Below are 16,290 nucleotides of genomic sequence, written 5' to 3'. Positions count from 1 at the left end.
GGCGACGGGGGCGTCGGACCAGTCGAGTACCTCGGTGAACGGGGTGTGCCAGTGGAGTCGGCGAGCCTGCTCGGCCCAGAAGCCGAGTCGATCGTTCTCGGCGGCGGCGTAGAGGTCGGCTCCGGCGTTGGCCTGAGCGGCGAACTCGGCCGAGGGCGGATAGACGTCAGGGAAAAAGGGCATTTGCGCTGCTTTCGGATGAGGTGTCGAGGCGTTGCTACCGCTGCTCATCGTCGTCTCGGCACGCGGATGATGAGGGCGTCGCCTTGCCCGCCGCCGCCGCACAAGGCAGCGGCACCGATGCCGCCGCCACGACGTCGCAGTTCGAGCGCCAGGTGTAGTGCGATTCGAGCTCCGGACATTCCCAGCGGATGACCTATCGCAATGGCACCACCGTTGACGTTCACTTTGCTTGCGTCGATACCGAGCTCACGTGCGGAGGCGATACCAACGGCAGCGAACGCCTCATTGATCTCGATCAGGTCCAGATCCTTGGGATCGATCCCCTCCTTCGCGCACGCCTTGTCGATTGCGCGCGCCGGCTGAGACTGCAGAGATGAATCAGGACCGGCCACGACACCGTGGGCACCGATTTCCGCGATCCACCCGAGCCCGAGGGTCTCGGCCTTTGCTTTGCTCATCACGACAACGGCGGCCGCACCATCGTTGATCGTGGAGGCGTTTCCTGCTGTGATGGTCCCGGTCTTGGCGAACGCCGGCCGCAACTTGGCGAGTGAGTCGGTGGTGGTGTCGGCGCGGATGCCCTCGTCCTGAGTAACCACGATTGGGTCGCCTTTACGCTGTGGGATCGACACCGGTACAACCTCGCCGTCGAAGATGTTGTTTTTCCACGCCGCAGCCGCACGTTGATGTGATGCCGCGGCGAATGCGTCTTGCTCTTCACGGGTGCTTGCGCCTGCGCCTTCATTGCAGGCTTCGGTGAGCCCGCCCATCGCCTGATTGGTGAAAATGTCGTACAACCCGTCGTACGCGAGATGATCGCGCATGGTGATATCGCCGTATTTGTATCCTGCGCGGGACTTTTCGAGCATGTGTGGAGCCTGCGTCATCGACTCCTGACCGCCGGCGACAATCACTTCGAACTCTCCCGCACGAATCATCTGATCTGCCAACGCGATCGCGTCGATGCCGGACAGGCACACCTTGTTGATCGACAAGGCCGGCACATGCATCGGAATGCCTGCGGAGACTGCGGCCTGACGTGCGGGTATCTGACCGGCACCAGCGGTGAGAACCTGACCCATGATGACGTATTCGACGAGCTCGGGGGCGACACCGGACTTGTCCAGCGCGCCTTTGATCGCGATTCCACCCAGGTCAGAACCGGAAAAACTCTTCAACGCACCGGACAATTTGCCGACTGGGGTTCGGGCTCCGGCCACGATCACGGACGAGATGGGGTCGCTCATGCTGTTGAGTCCTTTTCATTCGGTTGCGGGCGACAGGCATCTGTCACCGAAGTCGAATTATTTGGCGAACGTTGGTGCGGGCGTGTTATTCGCGATGGAAATGAAAGCCGACTCTTTCGGAACAAGTCGGTCGACGTGCACGTCCGGTTCATCTCACAGAGCCGTTCAGTTCCCACGCAATGAGCGCTCGTTCTTTCGGCGTCGTTCCTCCCCAGATTCCGTGAGGTTCGTGATGGGCGAGTGCATAGTTGGCGCATTCGACACGAACTGGACAGTTCGAGCAGATGCGCTTGGCTTCCGTTTCCGCTCGATGTCGCTGGGGACCACGTAGTGACTCCGACGGAAAGAAGACCGACGAGGCGTAACCATGGCAGTTCCCACTCCTCTGCCAGGCCCACACCTCCTCGGTCGGCACCGCAAGAATCGCTGTGCCGGTTCGGTATCGACGCATGATCCCGTCGACCAGTTCAGGCGACAACGTTACGGGTGCGGGAAGTGTTCGAGGATACGGTTGGCTGTACTCGTGTCGACTCATTTCAATACGCCTACTAATCGATCTGGGCATCGCCCAGCAGTGCGCCACCGGGTGTAGCTACCGTGGGTCATTGGTTTCCTGTTTTCTCCATCAGAGTGAGCTACCACTGTCGGCTGTTGACGGCCTTGTACGACGCGATGGTTCCTGCAAACGTGTTGGACCGTAGTCAATCTGCGTTGTTCGACTCGTCGAAGACTTGTTGAACTACCCGCATAGCGGCAAGTGCAGCGGGTGCCCCGCAGTAACCCACGGCGTGGAGAATTGCCTCGGTGATTTGTTCACGAGACAGACCGTTGGTGAGCGCCCCCCGAACGTGTCCTCGAACTTCGTCGTGGCTGCGCAGAGCGGTCAGCATTCCAATAGTGACCAAACTTCTTTGGGCTCTGTCCAGTTGCGGCCGCGACCACAAAGCGCCCCAGATATGTTCTGTGACAAAACTTTGTATGTCTTCCGAGTCGGTTCCTCGGGCGTGGTCGAAGGCACCCTGAACGAAGTCGACACCCATGACGGCCGATCGAACAGCTATCCCTTGCGCGAGCCCAGGCGTCGGTGCGTCATCACGCATCTAAGGCCCCCGGTGACAGCGACTGATCCGCCCGTCGAACGTCTCCCTCACGTACCCGCGCGAGTATGCGACGAGCGTGTTGGATGACTGGGGCATCGACCATGTGCCCCTCGAAGGAGAAGACACCGCGATTGGTCTCCGCCGCGGCGAGCACACGCCCCGCCCAATCGATTTCCGTCTCGGCCGGGGCATAGGCCTCACGAATCACGCCAACCTGGGTGGGATGGATCGCTACTTTGCCGTCGAACCCGACTGCGACAGCGTCGTCGGCCTCGTCGCGTACGCCTGCCAGGTCGCCTATGTCGAGAAACACCGAGTCCAGCGCGAAAACGCCCTGTGCTTTTGCCGCCAAGAGTGTTTGCGATCGAACATGCTGTGCGACGTCGCGATAACCGCCGTAGTTGAACCTACTGGAGTTACCACCAAGCGCCGCGACGAGGTCTTCGGCACCCCACATCGCTCCGACGGCGTTGTTGGCACCCAGCGCAACGTAGCTGTTTATCGCACCGAGAGGCGATTCGATCAGCGCAATCACGAGGCGCGGAGCGAGCGCTGCGATTTGTTGTGGGCCCTCGCATTTGGGGAGCATTACGATTTGGTAGTCAGTACGGTCGAGTGCAGCGAGATCGGCTGACCAGTCCGCGCTTCCCTGGGGATTGATTCTGACCACTGTGGTGGCGGGGTCCAACGGTGTGGAGATGAGGGCTTCTCGTGCCGCGGCCTTGTCTGCTGGTGCCACACCGTCTTCGAGGTCGAGGATGACAACGTCCGCGCGAGCGGCGGCCTTGGCGAACCGTTCCGGTCGATCTGCCGGGCAAAACAACCAGGCAGGCCCAGGCGAAGACCACGTCATGACGGTTCCTCAGTGGGCCGCAATCGTACGAGGGTTTTGCGGACAGCCACGGCGACGATGTCTCCGTGCTGGTTTCGTCCGGTGTGGGTGAAGGTCACGATGCCTTCGCCGGGTCGGGACTTGGATTCACGTTTGTCGGTGATCACGGTCTCGGCGTAGAGGGTGTCGCCGTGGAACAGCGGTTTGGGGAACGACACCTCCGAGAAACCGAGGTTCGCGACGATAGTTCCCTGCGTCAGTTGGGCGACCGACAAGCCCACGACAGTGGAGACCGTGAACATCGAGTTCACCAGGCGCTGCCCGAACGGCGTCGACTCGCTGAACGCCGCGTCGAGATGCAGTGCTTGCGTGTTCATCGTCTGCGTCGTGAATAGGGTGTTGTCGGCCTCGGTGATCGTGCGTCCCGGCCGGTGTTCGTAGATTGTGCCGAGTTCCATCTCCTCGAACCACAGGCCGCGTTGGCGAATCCGCTTGTCGCTCATAGTCCCAGGCTCCGCGCGATCAGCATCAGCTGAACCTCGGTGGTGCCTTCGCCGATTTCGAGGATCTTGCTGTCGCGGTAGTGCCGTGCGACGACGTACTCGTTCATGAAGCCGTATCCGCCGTGGATCTGCGTCGCGTCGCGGGCGTTGTCCATGGCGGCCTCGGAGGCGACGAGCTTGGCGATGGACGCGGCCTTCTTGAACGGCTTGCCCGCCAACATCAGTGCTGCCGCGTCGTAGTACGCGGTTCGTGCGGTGTGTGCGCGGGCCTCCATGCGGGCGATCTTGAACGAGATCGCCTGGTTGCGGGCGATCGGGGCACCGAACGCCTCGCGTTCCTTGGCATATTTGACGCTCTCGTCGACGCAGCCTTGCGCGGCACCGACCGATACTGCGGCGATCGCGATGCGGCCCTCGTCGAGGATGTGCAGGAAGTTCGCGTACCCGCGGCCCTCCTGGCCGAGCAGATTTTCCTGCGGGACTCGTACATCGGTGAAGCTGAGCGGGTGGGTGTCGGAGGCGTTCCAGCCGACCTTGTTGTAGGCCGGTTCGGCGACGAAGCCGGGGGTGTCGGTGGGAACGAGGATCGAGGAGATCTGCTTGCGTCCGGTCGCCTCGTCGACGCCGGTCACTGCGGTGACGGTCACCAGTTCGGTGATATCGGTGCCGGAGTTGGTGATGAATTGCTTGCTGCCGTTGATGATCCAGTCGTTGCCGTCACGCTTGGCGGTGGTCTTGGTGCCGCCCGCGTCGCTGCCGGCACCGGGTTCGGTGAGACCGAACGCGGCCAGTGCCTTGCCCGCGGTGAGCTTGGGGAGCCACTGCTGCTTCTGTGCGTCGTTGCCGAAGCGGTAGACGGGCATTGCGCCGAGCGAGACACCGGCTTCGAGCGTCATCGCCACGCTCTGGTCGACCTTGCCGAGCTCCTCGAGGGCGAGGCACAGCGCGAAGTAGTCTCCGCCCATGCCGCCGAACTCCTCGGGAAACGGCAGGCCGAACAGGCCCATCTCGGCCATCCCGGCGACGACCTCGTACGGAAAGGAATGCTCGGCATCGTGTTTCGCCGATACCGGTGCCACGACGGTGCGGGTGAAGTCGGCAACGGATTTGACCAGCTGCTGGTACTCGTCGGGCAGATTCGCGGACGACAGATGATCGGTCATGATGGGTCCTCTTCGGTGTCGGTGGGAACGATTCGGGCGAGGAGTTGGTCGACGCGGACCTGATCTCCCACTGCAACAGTCAGTTCGACGGTGCCGTCGATCGGGGTGGTGAGTGTGTGTTCCATCTTCATGGCCTCGACCACGACGATCGCGGTGCCCGCCGCGACGGTGCCTCCGGATTCCACCGCAACTGCAATGATCGAACCGGGCATCGGTGAGAGAATTTCGGCATCGCCGGAGTGCGCGTCCTGTTCGCGGACACTGGGTTCGGCGACGGCGCGAAGTTGCCACGTTCCGCGGGAACTCGATATCCAGGTCGAGGCCTCGTCTCGTGCGAACGTGAGGGATTCGCGGCGGCCGTCGACAACAACATTCACGATGTCGGCGGTGGAGTCTGCGTGCAGCGACTTGGGAGGGTCGTCGTCGATGGCGACCTTCGCCGAGTCCGGTGTGCCGGAGATAGATACGTGCGCGGCCCTGTTGCCGACTACGAGGCGGAGGACGAACGGCGTGTGTGCCCCGACTCGCCATCCCGACGGCGATGCCCAGATGTCATCGCCTGCGGTGCGCCAGAGCTGTAGCCAATCCACTGCGGCAGCAGCAATCAGTGCTTCGTCGGTGACGGGAGCTGCGATAAAATCCTCGACGCGGCGGTCGAGCAGTCCGGTGTCGAGCTTGCCGGCGCGAACATCGTTGTCCGCGAGCAAGAATCGTGCGAATTCGATGTTGGTGACGACACCGAGGACCGCGGTCTCCGACAACGCTCGGTCGAGTGTGCGGAGGGCGCTGGGACGGTCGGGTCCGTAGGCGATGACCTTCGAGAGCATCGGGTCGTAGTTGCTGCCGACTTCGGTGCCGACAGCAAGCCCGGAGTCGATGCGCACGTTCTCGCCGGCGGGTTCGCGTAGCCCGACGACGGTGCCTCCCGTGGGGAGGAATCCGCGGCCAGGATCCTCGGCGTAAACACGCGTTTCGATTGCGTGCCCGGTCAAGGTGATGTCGTCCTGCGTGATCGTCAATGCTTCACCGGCGGCGATCCGGACCTGCCACTCGACGAGGTCGAGGCCGGTGACAAGTTCGGTGACCGGGTGTTCGACCTGCAGACGAGTATTCATTTCCATGAAGAAGAAGTCGTCGGGATGGTCGGCCGAAACGATGAACTCCACCGTCCCGGCACCGGTGTAGTCGACACTGCGGGCAGTGTTGCAGGCGGCCTCGCCGATGCGAGCCCGGGTGACTTCATCGAGCAATGGCGACGGTGCTTCTTCGATGACCTTCTGGTGTCGCCGCTGCAAGCTGCATTCGCGTTCGCCGAGGTGGATGACGTTGCCGTGTTGATCGGCGAGGATCTGTACCTCGATGTGGCGGGGCCGCAACACGAAGCGCTCGAGGAAGAGGGTGTCGTCGCCGAACGACGAGGCCGCCTCGCGTCGCGCGCTGGCCAGCGCTGCGGGTAGAACTTCGGTGCGTTCGACCAGGCGCATGCCTTTGCCGCCGCCTCCGGCCGAAGGTTTGACCAGTACAGGGAATCCGACATCCTCGGCTCCGATGATGAGGTCGTGATCGGTCAAGCCGGGTCGAGAGATACCGGGTACGACGGGGACACCGAACTCGGAGACTGCCGCCTTGGCGGTGATCTTGTCGCCCATCACCTCGATTGCTCGGGCCGGCGGTCCGAGGAATGCGATATCGGCGGCTGCGCACGCAGAGGCGAAATCGGCATTTTCGGACAAAAAGCCGTAACCCGGGTGAATGGCTTGTGCGCCGGTACGTTTCGCTGCGTCGATCACCTTGTCGATGACAAGGTAGCTCTCGCGAGCGCTTGCAGGTCCGATGCGCACGGCGGTGTCGGCTTCGGCGACGTGGCGGGCACCTGCGTCGGCGTCGCTGTACACCGCCACGGACCGAATACCCATGCGGCGCAACGTACGCGCTACTCGTACAGCGATCTCGCCGCGGTTGGCGACCAGGACCGTATCGATCTGCCTCGTGCTGGTGGTCATATCACTCACATCCTGAAAACGCCGTAGGAGACCGCTTCGAGCGGCGCATTGGCGCACGCCGAGAGAGCGAGCCCGAGAACTTGCCGAGTGTCGGCCGGATCGATGATGCCGTCGTCCCAGAGCCGGGCCGTCGAATAGTAGGGATTGCCCTGATCTTCGTATTGCTGGCGGATGGGAGCTTTGAACTTCTCCTGGTCTTCTTCCGACCACGGCTTACCCGACGCGTCCAGTTGGTCACCCCGGACTGTGGCAAGGACGGACGCTGCCTGCTCGCCGCCCATCACTGAGATGCGCGCGTTGGGCCACATGAACAAGAAGCGTGGTGAATAGGCCCGCCCGCACATGGAGTAGTTGCCCGCACCGTAGGAACCGCCGATGACGACGGTGATCTTGGGAACCCGCGCGCACGCCACTGCTGTCACCATCTTGGCACCGTGTTTGGCGATACCGCCTGCCTCGTAGTCACGGCCGACCATGAAGCCGGACAGGTTCTGCAGGAACACCAAGGGGATGCTGCGCTTGTCGCACAGCTCGATGAAGTGGGCACCTTTCATGGCCGACTCGGCGAACAGAACGCCGTTGTTGGCGATGATCCCGACGGGGTGGCCGTGGATGTGGGCGAATCCGGTGACGAGTGTCTTGCCGTACTCGGCCTTGAACTCGTCGAATCGACCCGCGTCGACGACGCGGGTGATGACCTCTCGCGCATCGTATGGGGTTCGGGGATCGGTGGGAACGACGTCGTACAAGTCGGTCTGAGCGGCAATGGGTTCACGTGTGGGGAGGATGTCCCACGGGACCGGGGTGCGCGGGCCGAGCGTGGAGATGATGGCGCGGACTCGCTTCAGTGCGTCGCGGTCGTCGTCGGCGAGATGGTCGGTGACTCCGGAGACCTTCGAGTGCAAGTCTCCACCGCCGAGTTCCTCGGCCGTGACGATCTCACCCGTGGCGGCTTTCACCAGCGGGGGTCCGCCGAGGAAAATTGTTCCTTGGTTCCTGACGATGATCGCTTCGTCGCTCATCGCCGGTACATAGGCACCGCCTGCGGTGCACGAACCCATCACCGCCGCGATCTGTGCAATACCTTTGGCGCTCAACGTCGCCTGGTTGTAGAAAATGCGCCCGAAGTGCTCGCGGTCGGGGAACACCTCGTCCTGACGCGGCAGGAATGCGCCACCCGAGTCGACGAGATAGATGCACGGCAGAGTGTTCTGCAGTGCGATCTCCTGCGCACGGAGATGCTTCTTGACCGTCATCGGGTAGTAGGTGCCGCCCTTGACGGTGGCGTCGTTGGCGACGATGACGCATTCGCGCCCCGAGACGCGGCCGATACCGGCGATCACGCCGGCACCGGGGCACTCGTCGTCGTAGAGACCATTGGCGGCCAACGGTGAGATCTCGAGGAACGGGCTACCGGGATCGAGGAGCTCGTTCACCCGATCGCGGGGCAGCAGTTTTCCGCGAGCCACATGACGCTCGCGCGATTTCTCGTTTCCACCGAGCGCGGCTCGGGCGATTCGTTCGGCGAGCTGCTTGCTCAGCAGTTCGTGCTCGGTTCTGTTGGCGGTCAGTTCGATTGCCATATGGTGCGCGCCTCAGTCGTCGTCAAACCAGGTGATTTCAGTTAATCGCATGTAACTAATCGTATAGTAAACTACGATTAACTGAACTGTCCAGTGGCTGAGCAGAAATGATGCGATGACAACGCAACCGACGCACCACACCGAACCCAAACCGACGACGCTGCGCGAGCAGCGCAAAGCCGAAAGACGGTCACAGCTCTTGTCCGCCGCGGCATCGTTGTTCGCCGCGCGGGGATTCGCGTCCGTCAGACTCGAAGATCTCGGTTCTGCCGCGGGAGTAAGCGGCCCTGCCGTGTATCGACATTTCCCGAACAAGGAAGCAGTTCTCGTCGAACTGCTGGTCGACATCTCGGAATACCTCCTGGGCGGGGGCCGTGACGTGGTGGCGCGTCACACCGCTGCTGACGTGGTCACCAATAGAATCATCCTGGCGGAGCTGATCGATTTTCACATCGACTTCGCTCTAGGATCACCCGCCCTCATTCGCATTCAGGATCGCGACCTGTACAACGCACCGGAATCTGCGCAAAGACGAATTCGCCGCATGCAGCGGGAGTACGTAGAGCTGTGGGTTTCGAGCTTGTGTGCCGCGGAACCCAGAACGAGCGAGTCGGATGCCAGAACCAAGGCCCATGCGGTGTTCGGATTGATCAACTCGACTCCATACAGCGCAGGCAACACTCCGTCGAAGAATACGAAATCTCTACTGCGGGTGATGGCAATGGGATCACTCGGGTTGAGTACCGCCGAAAGATGAACTGACGTGTCTTCCCGGTCCGCGACCTGCATCTAGTTCCCGAGCGGCTTTGCAGTGTTTCGATCGAAAAGGTCTTCACGGAGCGATGATTCGCGACATCGCGACCTCCGCGTACCCACCCTCAACCATAATCACTTGAGCGAGCACGCGACGCTGGCAGCGGTGTGCGATCTGGCGACTCGCGATCTTCCGATCGGATGTCTGCCGCGCGACGCTCTGCGGGCTCACGATCATCCGCCGACAGCCTCACACGCATGGTGGAGTTCCCCTCCTCGTGGGTAGTCAATGGCTCGATGCGCCACCTTTTGAAGGTCGTAGCGCTCGGTGCGTCGACATTTCGGCCATCATCGCCAACGCTTCAGCGACTGACGGACCAACGACTCGAGGTGACATGCATGTCAATTCAAGTTGGCCTTATCTGGCGCAGGGACTCCCCGATTCGCTGCACCGATAGTGTAACTGGCAACGAAATCATACTTGACTATTAAGTCAAACGGTGATGTCATGTGTTGGCGGTCACACTCAGACCGCTTCCTCCAATGTTCAGGAGAAGCATGAAGATCGGAATCATCCAGGTCCCAGCCGATCACGACCACGATCCAGCAGTGGTAGCAAGGCGCGCCGAAGAATTGGGGTTCGATTCCTACTGGCTGGGTGACCATCCAGTTGTCCCAGTCGACGAGAACCTCTTGAACTATCCCGGACGGTGGGAGGAAGGGGCCAACGAACCTCCGTCGCTGGTAATGAGAGAGTCTGACCCGCTGATTTGCCTGGCTCGTGCGTCCGCTGCCACCAGTACGATCAAATTAGGAACGGGAGTGCTTCTTCCTGCCGAACGAGGGGCTATTCTTGCTGGCTCGCAGATCGGAACACTCGACAACATAAGCGGCGGTCGGCTCCTACTCGGAGTCGGCACAGGTTGGAACGAGACGGAATGTGTTGTCATGGGTGGTGATTGGAAACGGCGATGGACCCAGGTCACCGAACACGTCGCCGCTATGAAAGCTCTGTGGACGACCGACCCATCGGAGTTCCACGGGGAGTACGTTGATTTTCCGCCAGTTCGATCATTTCCGAAACCATTGAGCAAACCACACCCTCCGGTTCTACTGGCTTCGATGGGATCACCGAAAGTGTTCCGCCGCATCGCCGAGTGGGGTGACGGCTGGATCCCGATCGTCCAGTCTGCGGAGGAGCTTGCCGAGGGAGTTCAGCAAATGCACGCAGCCGCGGACCAGGTCGGACGACGCCGCGAAGATCTGAGCGTGACGGTATTCGGACTGCAGGGGCAATGGCGGTCTCGCAGCGAGGTCGAGGCCCTTCACCGTGCTGGCGCGGAGCGTGTGGTCGTCTGGCTTCAGGACGTCCCGCTGGAGGACCTGTTGGCCGAGATGCAATCTCTGGCCGACGAGTTCGGTTTGCTCTCGACTGCTGCTGCGAAGTCCTGAGGACCGACCGTCTCGGCGTCAGGCACCGAGTGCAGCGCGCTCAAACATCGGTATCGAGCCGACCTGGCCATCTGATTCAGCGATGGCCAGGTTGAGCGCACTGGTTGCGAGTATGCGGATACCGATCATCGACGTCGTTGAGCTCCAAACGGCATCGGGGTCCGACGACGGTGAATGGGCAATCAGTAGGTGTAGAAACCATGTCCAGTCTTGCGTCCCAAACGTCCGGCTTCGACCATGCGGCGTAGCAGCGGCGGCGGTACGTATTGCGACTCTCTGAACTCGTCGTACAGCGAGTCCGTCACAGCCAGGATCACGTCCAAACCAACTGTGTCGCAGAGCTTCAACGGCCCCATCGGATGTCCGCATCCTGCCACCATTCCTGAATCGATATCCTCAGCCCGGGCGAAACCGGACTCGAGCATCCGAATGGCAGAGACGAGGTAGGGGACCAGTAGAGTGTTGACAATGAATCCAGCGCGGTCGCCCGAGCGGATCGGGTCTTTGGACAAGCGTTCGGCTACGTAGTTCGTGGCGTATGCGGCCACTGAGTCCGAAGTCCGCAGGCCGACCACTATTTCGACCAAACTCATTACCGGAACCGGATTGAAGAAGTGCATCCCAACGACGCGTTCCGGGTGCGCAGTCGCATTCGCGATGCGGTTGATCGGAATGGAAGATGTGTTGGAAGCCAAAACAGCCGTGGGCGAGACGACAGCGTCTAGTCTACGGAAGAGCTCCGACTTCATTTCTTCGATCTCTGGAAGCGCTTCGATGACCAGCTCCCGGTCGGCGAAGTCGTCGACCGAGAGCGTAGTGGTGATCAGACTCCGTGCGTCGTCGCAGGCTTTTTGTGTGAGCTTTCCCCCGTGGACGGCGCGAAGAAGCGAACTGTCTATCCTCGCGGCAGCAGCAGTAACTGCCATTTCGTCGCGTTCGAGGATCAGGACAGGGTCGCCGGCGCGTGCCACGACCTCGGCAATGCCGGCTCCCATTGAACCACCGCCAACGACTCCAACTTTGGTCTCCACCGGGTACTCCTTCTGTCAACAGCAATCGAAGTAGGTCTGTAGCGCACGTGTCTGTGCCCGGAGTCAGGCCTCGGCTTCGTGAGTCGGTGCGGATCGGACCGGTGTCGAAGGCACCGTCGAGACGCCGTCGATCGCGGCGATGTCCTCGAGTGTCCGTCCTTTGGTGCGTTCACCGAAAACCCCGATGGTCACTGCGGCGAGGCCGGACGCTGCTGCCAAGAATACGAACACGGACGTGAAGCCCAATTGGCCGAGGATTGCGCCGATTGCGAACATGCAGACTACTGTCGCAAGTCGTCCCACGCTGCTGGGAATTCCAGTTCCCAACGCGCGCAGATGAGTTGGAAAAATCTCGGGGATGTATGTGTAGATGACCGCGGTGTTGCAGTAGAGCAGCAGGCTGATAGCGACTCCGGACACCGTGAAGACCACGTTGGAATCGGTGGTGCCGAACACGACCAGCAGTAGCGCCGTCAAAAGATAGATGACCATGATGGCGGTACGACGTTCGACCCGCTCGATGAACAGAAACGCGAGTAGCGCTCCAGGGCAGGCCGCGATCGCGAGTATCGACGTGTAGGTCAAGCTGCTGCTTGTGCTGAATCCATGCTCGGTGAGAAGGATTGGCATCCACGAGTTGTAGCCGTAGAACGCAGATGTCGCGAAGGCAAGCGTCAGAGACATGACGACCGCCCGCTTGAGATAGCCACTGCGCACCAAGTCGCGGGCGGTACCGGCTGGAACTGCCTGCGCGGTGACCGGAGCGGGAAGTTCGGCACCTGCGATGTGCACCGACTGGCGTTCGATGGCGTCGACGATCTCTGCACTTCGCGCGTCGACCGTGACCCCGGGATTCTGCTCGATCCATCGAACCGACTCCGGCAACAGTCGTGTGGCAACCAGCGCGACGATCAGTCCACTGCCGCCGGCGACGAACACCCAGCGCCATCCGTTGTCGCCCATCGGTACAACCCAGCGACTCAGCCAGGACATCAACGGGATGCCCAGTAGTGCGACGGCCAGCAACAATGACTGCACTTTCCCGCGGTAATTGCGGGGGAACATCTCGGCAACGTAGGTCAATGCCGCAACTGTCACGGCATAGAGGCCCGCTCCGATGAAGAATCTGTATGCCGCAAGTTGCATGGGGCCGCTGGATGTCGCGGACAGAATCGACAGGACCGAGTAAAAAACCGTTCCCCACACCAACAGGCGTTTGCGGCCGAAGCGATCAGCGAGAATTCCGCCGACCACTGCGCCCAGCGACATTCCGAGAAAGGCACTTGCGCTGATGAATGCGACGACATCGACGGACAGCCCCCATTGCTCACGTAGCGTCGGGGCGACGTAGGCAAAGGCGTTCAGATCAGCCATTTCGAACACCAGCAGGCCGGCAACGACTGCGCCCCATATCTTGTGGCGCTTCGTGAGAACTGGAATGCGGTTCAATCGTTCTGTGAGTGTGTACTCCGTGCTAGCCATACCCGGCTCGACTTTCTGCCTGAGGAACTCGATGAAGGAGCGTTGGACTGAACTGATGCCCTTGGGTCAGGAGACGCATAGGGCGTGCGCAGCAGGTTGTAAGCACAGATCTCCGCGACTTCCGCTGAGGTCGGCGAACCAGGGGCGGCAGGCCGAGAGCGCGGCCCCTGTCGGGCAGGCAGTCGGCAAATTCGTAGTCGTCGCTGTACGACGAGATCAGCCTGATCTGCGTCGGAGTGTAAAGTAGCTTTACTTGACATTTAAGTCAATAGGGTGGGTCTGTCAAGTAGTGGCGAAGTGCCTGGTGTCCATAGATCCGAGTCAGCGAACTGTTCCGGTCCAATCGGGTTGACATGCGCTGTCGCCGTCGAAGAAATCTTCAAAGCGCGCGCACTCGAGCGCCTGCCCCGGTGTCGTTGAATAGACTGTTGCTGAACCTATTTGGGAACGACCAGTAGTACGACCCGTATCGGATGTTTGTGGAGTACGGCTGCGATCGGTTGTGTTCTAGGCGTGGGGCTGTCACGCAAAGGGCGACGGTAAGTCTCGGAGGCTCAGAGCTGAGCTGTGGTTTTGACTGATGAGTCGAAACTAGAACCCGTGGTCTGCGGTCGGGGAGCAGAAATAGAGGTAGCGACCGCGCCGAAAATTCGTCGTCGGCCACCGTCAATTTACGATGGCGTCGACGGATGGTCTGGACTAACTATGACGGGGCTGCTACGCGAGCGCCGTGGCTTTGCCCAGGATCGGTCCACCGTCCACCGTCCACCGTCCACCGTCCACCGGCAAGCTGACGCCGGTCCCGAAGCTGGCTTTGTCGCTCAGGAGAAACGAAATAACCTCCGAGACCTCCTGGGTCTCTCCCATGCGCGGAATGGATTGAAACCGACCGCATCGTTCAGAGCTTGATTGAGATCTTTGCTCGAATCCATCGGTTCTTTCAGCATGGGTGTGAACCACACCGGGGTGAAGGGCATTGACGCGAAGGTCGCGTTTGCCGTTTTCGATCGCAGCAGTCATCGCGAGACCTTCGATTTCGGCTGTGGTGCCGGTGTACGCAGACATGTTCTCGAAGCCGATCAGTCCGGCACGGGAACCGGTGTTTGTCTATCGCCCCCGATCGAGCGGCGAGCGTGTCGGAAGCAACCGTTTTGATGGCCCGTTGAGACAGAAGATGCAGCCGCAGTCGTGGGCAGCGGAGGTGCCGGGGTGCCTCGAACGGCTGTGGTGTGCGAACCTGGGAGTGTGGTCACTCCTTTACCGAACTCTCCGCGCCCCGCCGCGGAGCCTTCTGTTCTGCCACCGGACACTGCATCGGCCCAGCCGACCACTCCCCGCGGTCGACGCACACGCAACGCATTAGTGCACGCAGCTCGCGAAGTATTCGAGGAACAGGGCTTCCACTCCACCAAGATCGCCGACATTCCACGGCGTGCGGCTATGTCCCACGGCTCCTTCTACACGTACTTCGACTCGAAGCATGCGATTTTTCGCGAGGTCGTCAATGCAGCGATGGGGGATCTTTTTCAGGCGACGCGATCGGGCTTGGGTGACGGCGGATCGCCGGTCGAACGCATCCGAGCGGCGAACACTCGATACTTCGCCTCCTACGCGCGTAACGCCGGTGTTCTCAGAGCCATCGAAGAGGCGTCGTTTCGCGATCCCTACTTCCACGACTTGCTGGCGCAGATACGTGCGGTTTTCGTGGATCGAATCACGACCGGCATCCGGCGTCTGCAAGAGCAGGGGCTCGCCGACCCGAAGCTGGACGCAGAACGGGCCGCTGCAAGCTTGGGCGGAATGGCGGAACAGGCTGCGCGCCATGCCTTTCTGTTCGGCGATTCGTTTGTCGATGAGCTGACCGTGGACACGCTCACACGGCTGTGGGCACGCGGGATCGGGCTCGATCCTGATTCGCGCGACTGACACGTGTTTCGACCCGGATGGTCTGGCGCTCGACGGTCGAGTGGTCAGCTGTCAGGGACCGAGTGCACTAGTGAATTCATGGCACCGAGCCAGCGGTCGGTGTCGCTCGCACGGTTCATGTAGAAGCGGTGCACGTCGGGGTGGGGCAGGATGAGGAATCGGTCATCCAGGATCCCTTGAAACGCCTGCTCGGCGACCTCTTCCGGGCTGAGTGTGCCGGTGCGTTCAGCGACCTCCGCGAGTGCGCCCAGTCCTCCCAGCATTTGGGTTCGCACCGCTTGTGGGCAGATTGCTTGCACCACGATGCCGCGGTGTCGGTACGTCATGGACAACCACTCGGCGAACGCGACCGCGGCGTGCTTCGATGCAGCGTAGGGTGCCGCCCCCGGCATGGTGAGTAACCCGGCGGCCGAGGCAGTTATGACAAACCGGCCGCCTCCATTGCCGATCCACAAGGGGACGAGTAGTCGAGCAGCTCGAACGTGTGCCATCACATTGACATCCAGTGCCAGTTGCCAGTCTTCATCGGAAGCATCGATATCGCCGACGCCTGAAACTCCGGCGTTGGCGATGAAGACGTCGACCTGACCGTATTGCAAAGTCGCGCCGGCTATCAGGGCGGCGATCCCGTCCTTCGACGCGCAGTCGGCCGTTACTGCGATCCCACTTACCTCGCGCGCAACTGTTTGTGCGCCTGCATCGTCGAGGTCGTTGACGGTGATGTTGGCGCCAGCGGCAGCGAGCCTTACCGCCAACGCTCGGCCGATCCCCCCGGCAGCACCGGTGATGATGACGGATTTGCCGGTCAGGGGGGTCGGGTGAGGCTCTGTGGGCATCCGGCATCTCCAAGGTGTGTTCGGGGCAGCTGCATACAGCCAATCGCATAGTCGACATTACAGTCAATAGTTGGTCGGTGCGGAACTACCTCTGCGGCAGGGATATCCGCCTTAACGTGGAGATTTAGTCGCCATTGGCACTGCGAATATGAGTAGGGGTGTTGACAAACAAGTCATGTTAGTGATGCGATGTGAT

General features: G+C 61.2%; 15 protein-coding genes and 1 pseudogene. 3 read left to right on the top strand and 13 right to left on the bottom strand.

Annotated features, from left to right (window positions below; translation table 11 throughout):
* The 9 genes from CH283_RS18555 to CH283_RS18515 form a co-directional block, all read right to left on the bottom strand.
* A partial coding sequence (locus tag CH283_RS18555; protein WP_141216250.1) for an acetyl-coenzyme A synthetase N-terminal domain-containing protein occupies positions 1 to 183 on the bottom strand: 183 nt, incomplete at its 3' end.
* Between the two features lie 44 nt (positions 184 to 227).
* Positions 228 to 1,430 (bottom strand): acetyl-CoA C-acetyltransferase, encoded by a 1,203-nt coding sequence (locus tag CH283_RS18550; RefSeq protein WP_094638264.1) that lies wholly within the window; start codon positions 1,428 to 1,430, stop codon positions 228 to 230.
* Positions 1,431 to 1,578: 148 nt separating this feature from the next.
* Positions 1,579 to 1,881 carry a WhiB family transcriptional regulator gene (locus tag CH283_RS18545; protein WP_068368216.1) on the bottom strand — a complete coding sequence of 101 codons (303 nt, stop codon included), beginning with the start codon at positions 1,879 to 1,881 and terminating at the stop codon, positions 1,579 to 1,581.
* A 250-nt stretch (positions 1,882 to 2,131) separates the two neighbouring features.
* The gene (locus CH283_RS18540) at positions 2,132 to 2,530 is read right to left on the bottom strand and encodes a carboxymuconolactone decarboxylase family protein (RefSeq protein WP_094638263.1); all 399 of its coding nucleotides are present in this window, start codon (positions 2,528 to 2,530) and stop codon (positions 2,132 to 2,134) included.
* Complete coding sequence (locus CH283_RS18535) at positions 2,523 to 3,383, bottom strand: HpcH/HpaI aldolase/citrate lyase family protein (protein WP_094638262.1); 861 nt, start codon at positions 3,381 to 3,383, stop codon at positions 2,523 to 2,525. Before CH283_RS18535 ends, CH283_RS18540 begins: the two co-directional genes overlap by 8 nt.
* A complete protein-coding gene (locus CH283_RS18530; protein ID WP_094638261.1) occupies positions 3,380 to 3,865 on the bottom strand; it encodes a MaoC family dehydratase in 486 nt (161 codons plus the stop codon). Before CH283_RS18530 ends, CH283_RS18535 begins: the two co-directional genes overlap by 4 nt.
* A complete protein-coding gene (locus tag CH283_RS18525) occupies positions 3,862 to 5,028 on the bottom strand; it encodes an acyl-CoA dehydrogenase family protein (protein WP_094638260.1) in 1,167 nt (388 codons plus the stop codon). The genes CH283_RS18530 and CH283_RS18525 overlap by 4 nt, the downstream gene beginning before the upstream one ends.
* Positions 5,025 to 7,031, bottom strand: a complete 2,007-nt coding sequence (locus tag CH283_RS18520) for an acetyl-CoA carboxylase biotin carboxylase subunit (RefSeq protein ID WP_094638274.1) — start codon at positions 7,029 to 7,031, stop codon at positions 5,025 to 5,027. The genes CH283_RS18525 and CH283_RS18520 overlap by 4 nt, the downstream gene beginning before the upstream one ends.
* Before the next feature lie 5 nt (positions 7,032 to 7,036).
* A complete protein-coding gene (locus tag CH283_RS18515) occupies positions 7,037 to 8,614 on the bottom strand; it encodes a carboxyl transferase domain-containing protein (protein WP_094638259.1) in 1,578 nt (525 codons plus the stop codon).
* 115 nt (positions 8,615 to 8,729) lie between these two features.
* On the opposite strand from CH283_RS18515, the gene CH283_RS18510 reads away from it, so the two are divergent.
* Positions 8,730 to 9,371 carry a TetR/AcrR family transcriptional regulator gene (locus CH283_RS18510; RefSeq protein WP_094609749.1) on the top strand — a complete coding sequence of 214 codons (642 nt, stop codon included), beginning with the start codon at positions 8,730 to 8,732 and terminating at the stop codon, positions 9,369 to 9,371.
* Between the two features lie 539 nt (positions 9,372 to 9,910).
* A complete protein-coding gene (locus CH283_RS18505; RefSeq protein ID WP_094609750.1) occupies positions 9,911 to 10,819 on the top strand; it encodes a TIGR03619 family F420-dependent LLM class oxidoreductase in 909 nt (302 codons plus the stop codon).
* Between the two features lie 182 nt (positions 10,820 to 11,001).
* Here CH283_RS18505 and CH283_RS18500 read toward each other — a convergent pair whose 3' ends face one another.
* The 3 genes and pseudogenes from CH283_RS18500 to CH283_RS18490 all read right to left on the bottom strand — a co-directional run.
* Positions 11,002 to 11,850 (bottom strand): 3-hydroxybutyryl-CoA dehydrogenase, encoded by an 849-nt coding sequence (locus tag CH283_RS18500; RefSeq protein ID WP_255183263.1) that lies wholly within the window; start codon positions 11,848 to 11,850, stop codon positions 11,002 to 11,004.
* Positions 11,851 to 11,913: 63 nt separating this feature from the next.
* Entirely contained in the window at positions 11,914 to 13,224 is a 1,311-nt protein-coding gene (locus CH283_RS18495) for an MFS transporter (RefSeq protein ID WP_255183262.1), read from the bottom strand.
* An 825-nt stretch (positions 13,225 to 14,049) separates the two neighbouring features.
* Positions 14,050 to 14,424: pseudogene (locus CH283_RS18490) on the bottom strand (SDR family oxidoreductase); the annotation flags it as partial.
* Between the two features lie 153 nt (positions 14,425 to 14,577).
* Here CH283_RS18490 and CH283_RS18485 point away from each other — a divergent pair.
* Positions 14,578 to 15,258, top strand: coding sequence for a TetR/AcrR family transcriptional regulator (locus tag CH283_RS18485; protein ID WP_255182677.1), 681 nt, complete (start codon positions 14,578 to 14,580; stop codon positions 15,256 to 15,258).
* Between the two features lie 44 nt (positions 15,259 to 15,302).
* Here the strand turns inward: CH283_RS18485 and CH283_RS18480 are convergent, their stop codons facing one another.
* Positions 15,303 to 16,094, bottom strand: a complete 792-nt coding sequence (locus CH283_RS18480; protein WP_094638255.1) for an SDR family NAD(P)-dependent oxidoreductase — start codon at positions 16,092 to 16,094, stop codon at positions 15,303 to 15,305.
* Between the last annotated feature and the right edge of the window lie 196 nt (positions 16,095 to 16,290).

Source organism: Rhodococcus sp. 05-2254-2 (assembly GCF_002259095.1).
Lineage (GTDB): Bacteria > Actinomycetota > Actinomycetes > Mycobacteriales > Mycobacteriaceae > Rhodococcoides.
The sequence above is the reverse complement of the archived record's forward strand: the minus strand, read 5'-3'. Positions and strand labels throughout refer to the sequence as shown.

Bases quoted from the DNA above. Each gene is read 5' to 3' on its own strand.
- CH283_RS18495 (WP_255183262.1), bottom strand. From the start codon at position 13,224: ATGGCTGATCTGAACGCCTTTGCCTACGTCGCCCCGACGCTACGTGAG.
- CH283_RS18545 (WP_068368216.1), bottom strand. From the start codon at position 1,881: ATGCGTCGATACCGAACCGGCACAGCGATTCTTGCGGTGCCGACCGAG.
- CH283_RS18535 (WP_094638262.1), bottom strand. From the start codon at position 3,383: ATGACGTGGTCTTCGCCTGGGCCTGCCTGGTTGTTTTGCCCGGCAGAT.
- CH283_RS18480 (WP_094638255.1), bottom strand. From the start codon at position 16,094: ATGCCCACAGAGCCTCACCCGACCCCCCTGACCGGCAAATCCGTCATC.
- CH283_RS18550 (WP_094638264.1), bottom strand. From the start codon at position 1,430: ATGAGCGACCCCATCTCGTCCGTGATCGTGGCCGGAGCCCGAACCCCA.
- CH283_RS18530 (WP_094638261.1), bottom strand. From the start codon at position 3,865: ATGAGCGACAAGCGGATTCGCCAACGCGGCCTGTGGTTCGAGGAGATG.
- CH283_RS18510 (WP_094609749.1), top strand. From the start codon at position 8,730: ATGACAACGCAACCGACGCACCACACCGAACCCAAACCGACGACGCTG.
- CH283_RS18525 (WP_094638260.1), bottom strand. From the start codon at position 5,028: ATGACCGATCATCTGTCGTCCGCGAATCTGCCCGACGAGTACCAGCAG.
- CH283_RS18540 (WP_094638263.1), bottom strand. From the start codon at position 2,530: ATGCGTGATGACGCACCGACGCCTGGGCTCGCGCAAGGGATAGCTGTT.
- CH283_RS18505 (WP_094609750.1), top strand. From the start codon at position 9,911: ATGTTCAGGAGAAGCATGAAGATCGGAATCATCCAGGTCCCAGCCGAT.
- CH283_RS18520 (WP_094638274.1), bottom strand. From the start codon at position 7,031: ATGACCACCAGCACGAGGCAGATCGATACGGTCCTGGTCGCCAACCGC.
- CH283_RS18515 (WP_094638259.1), bottom strand. From the start codon at position 8,614: ATGGCAATCGAACTGACCGCCAACAGAACCGAGCACGAACTGCTGAGC.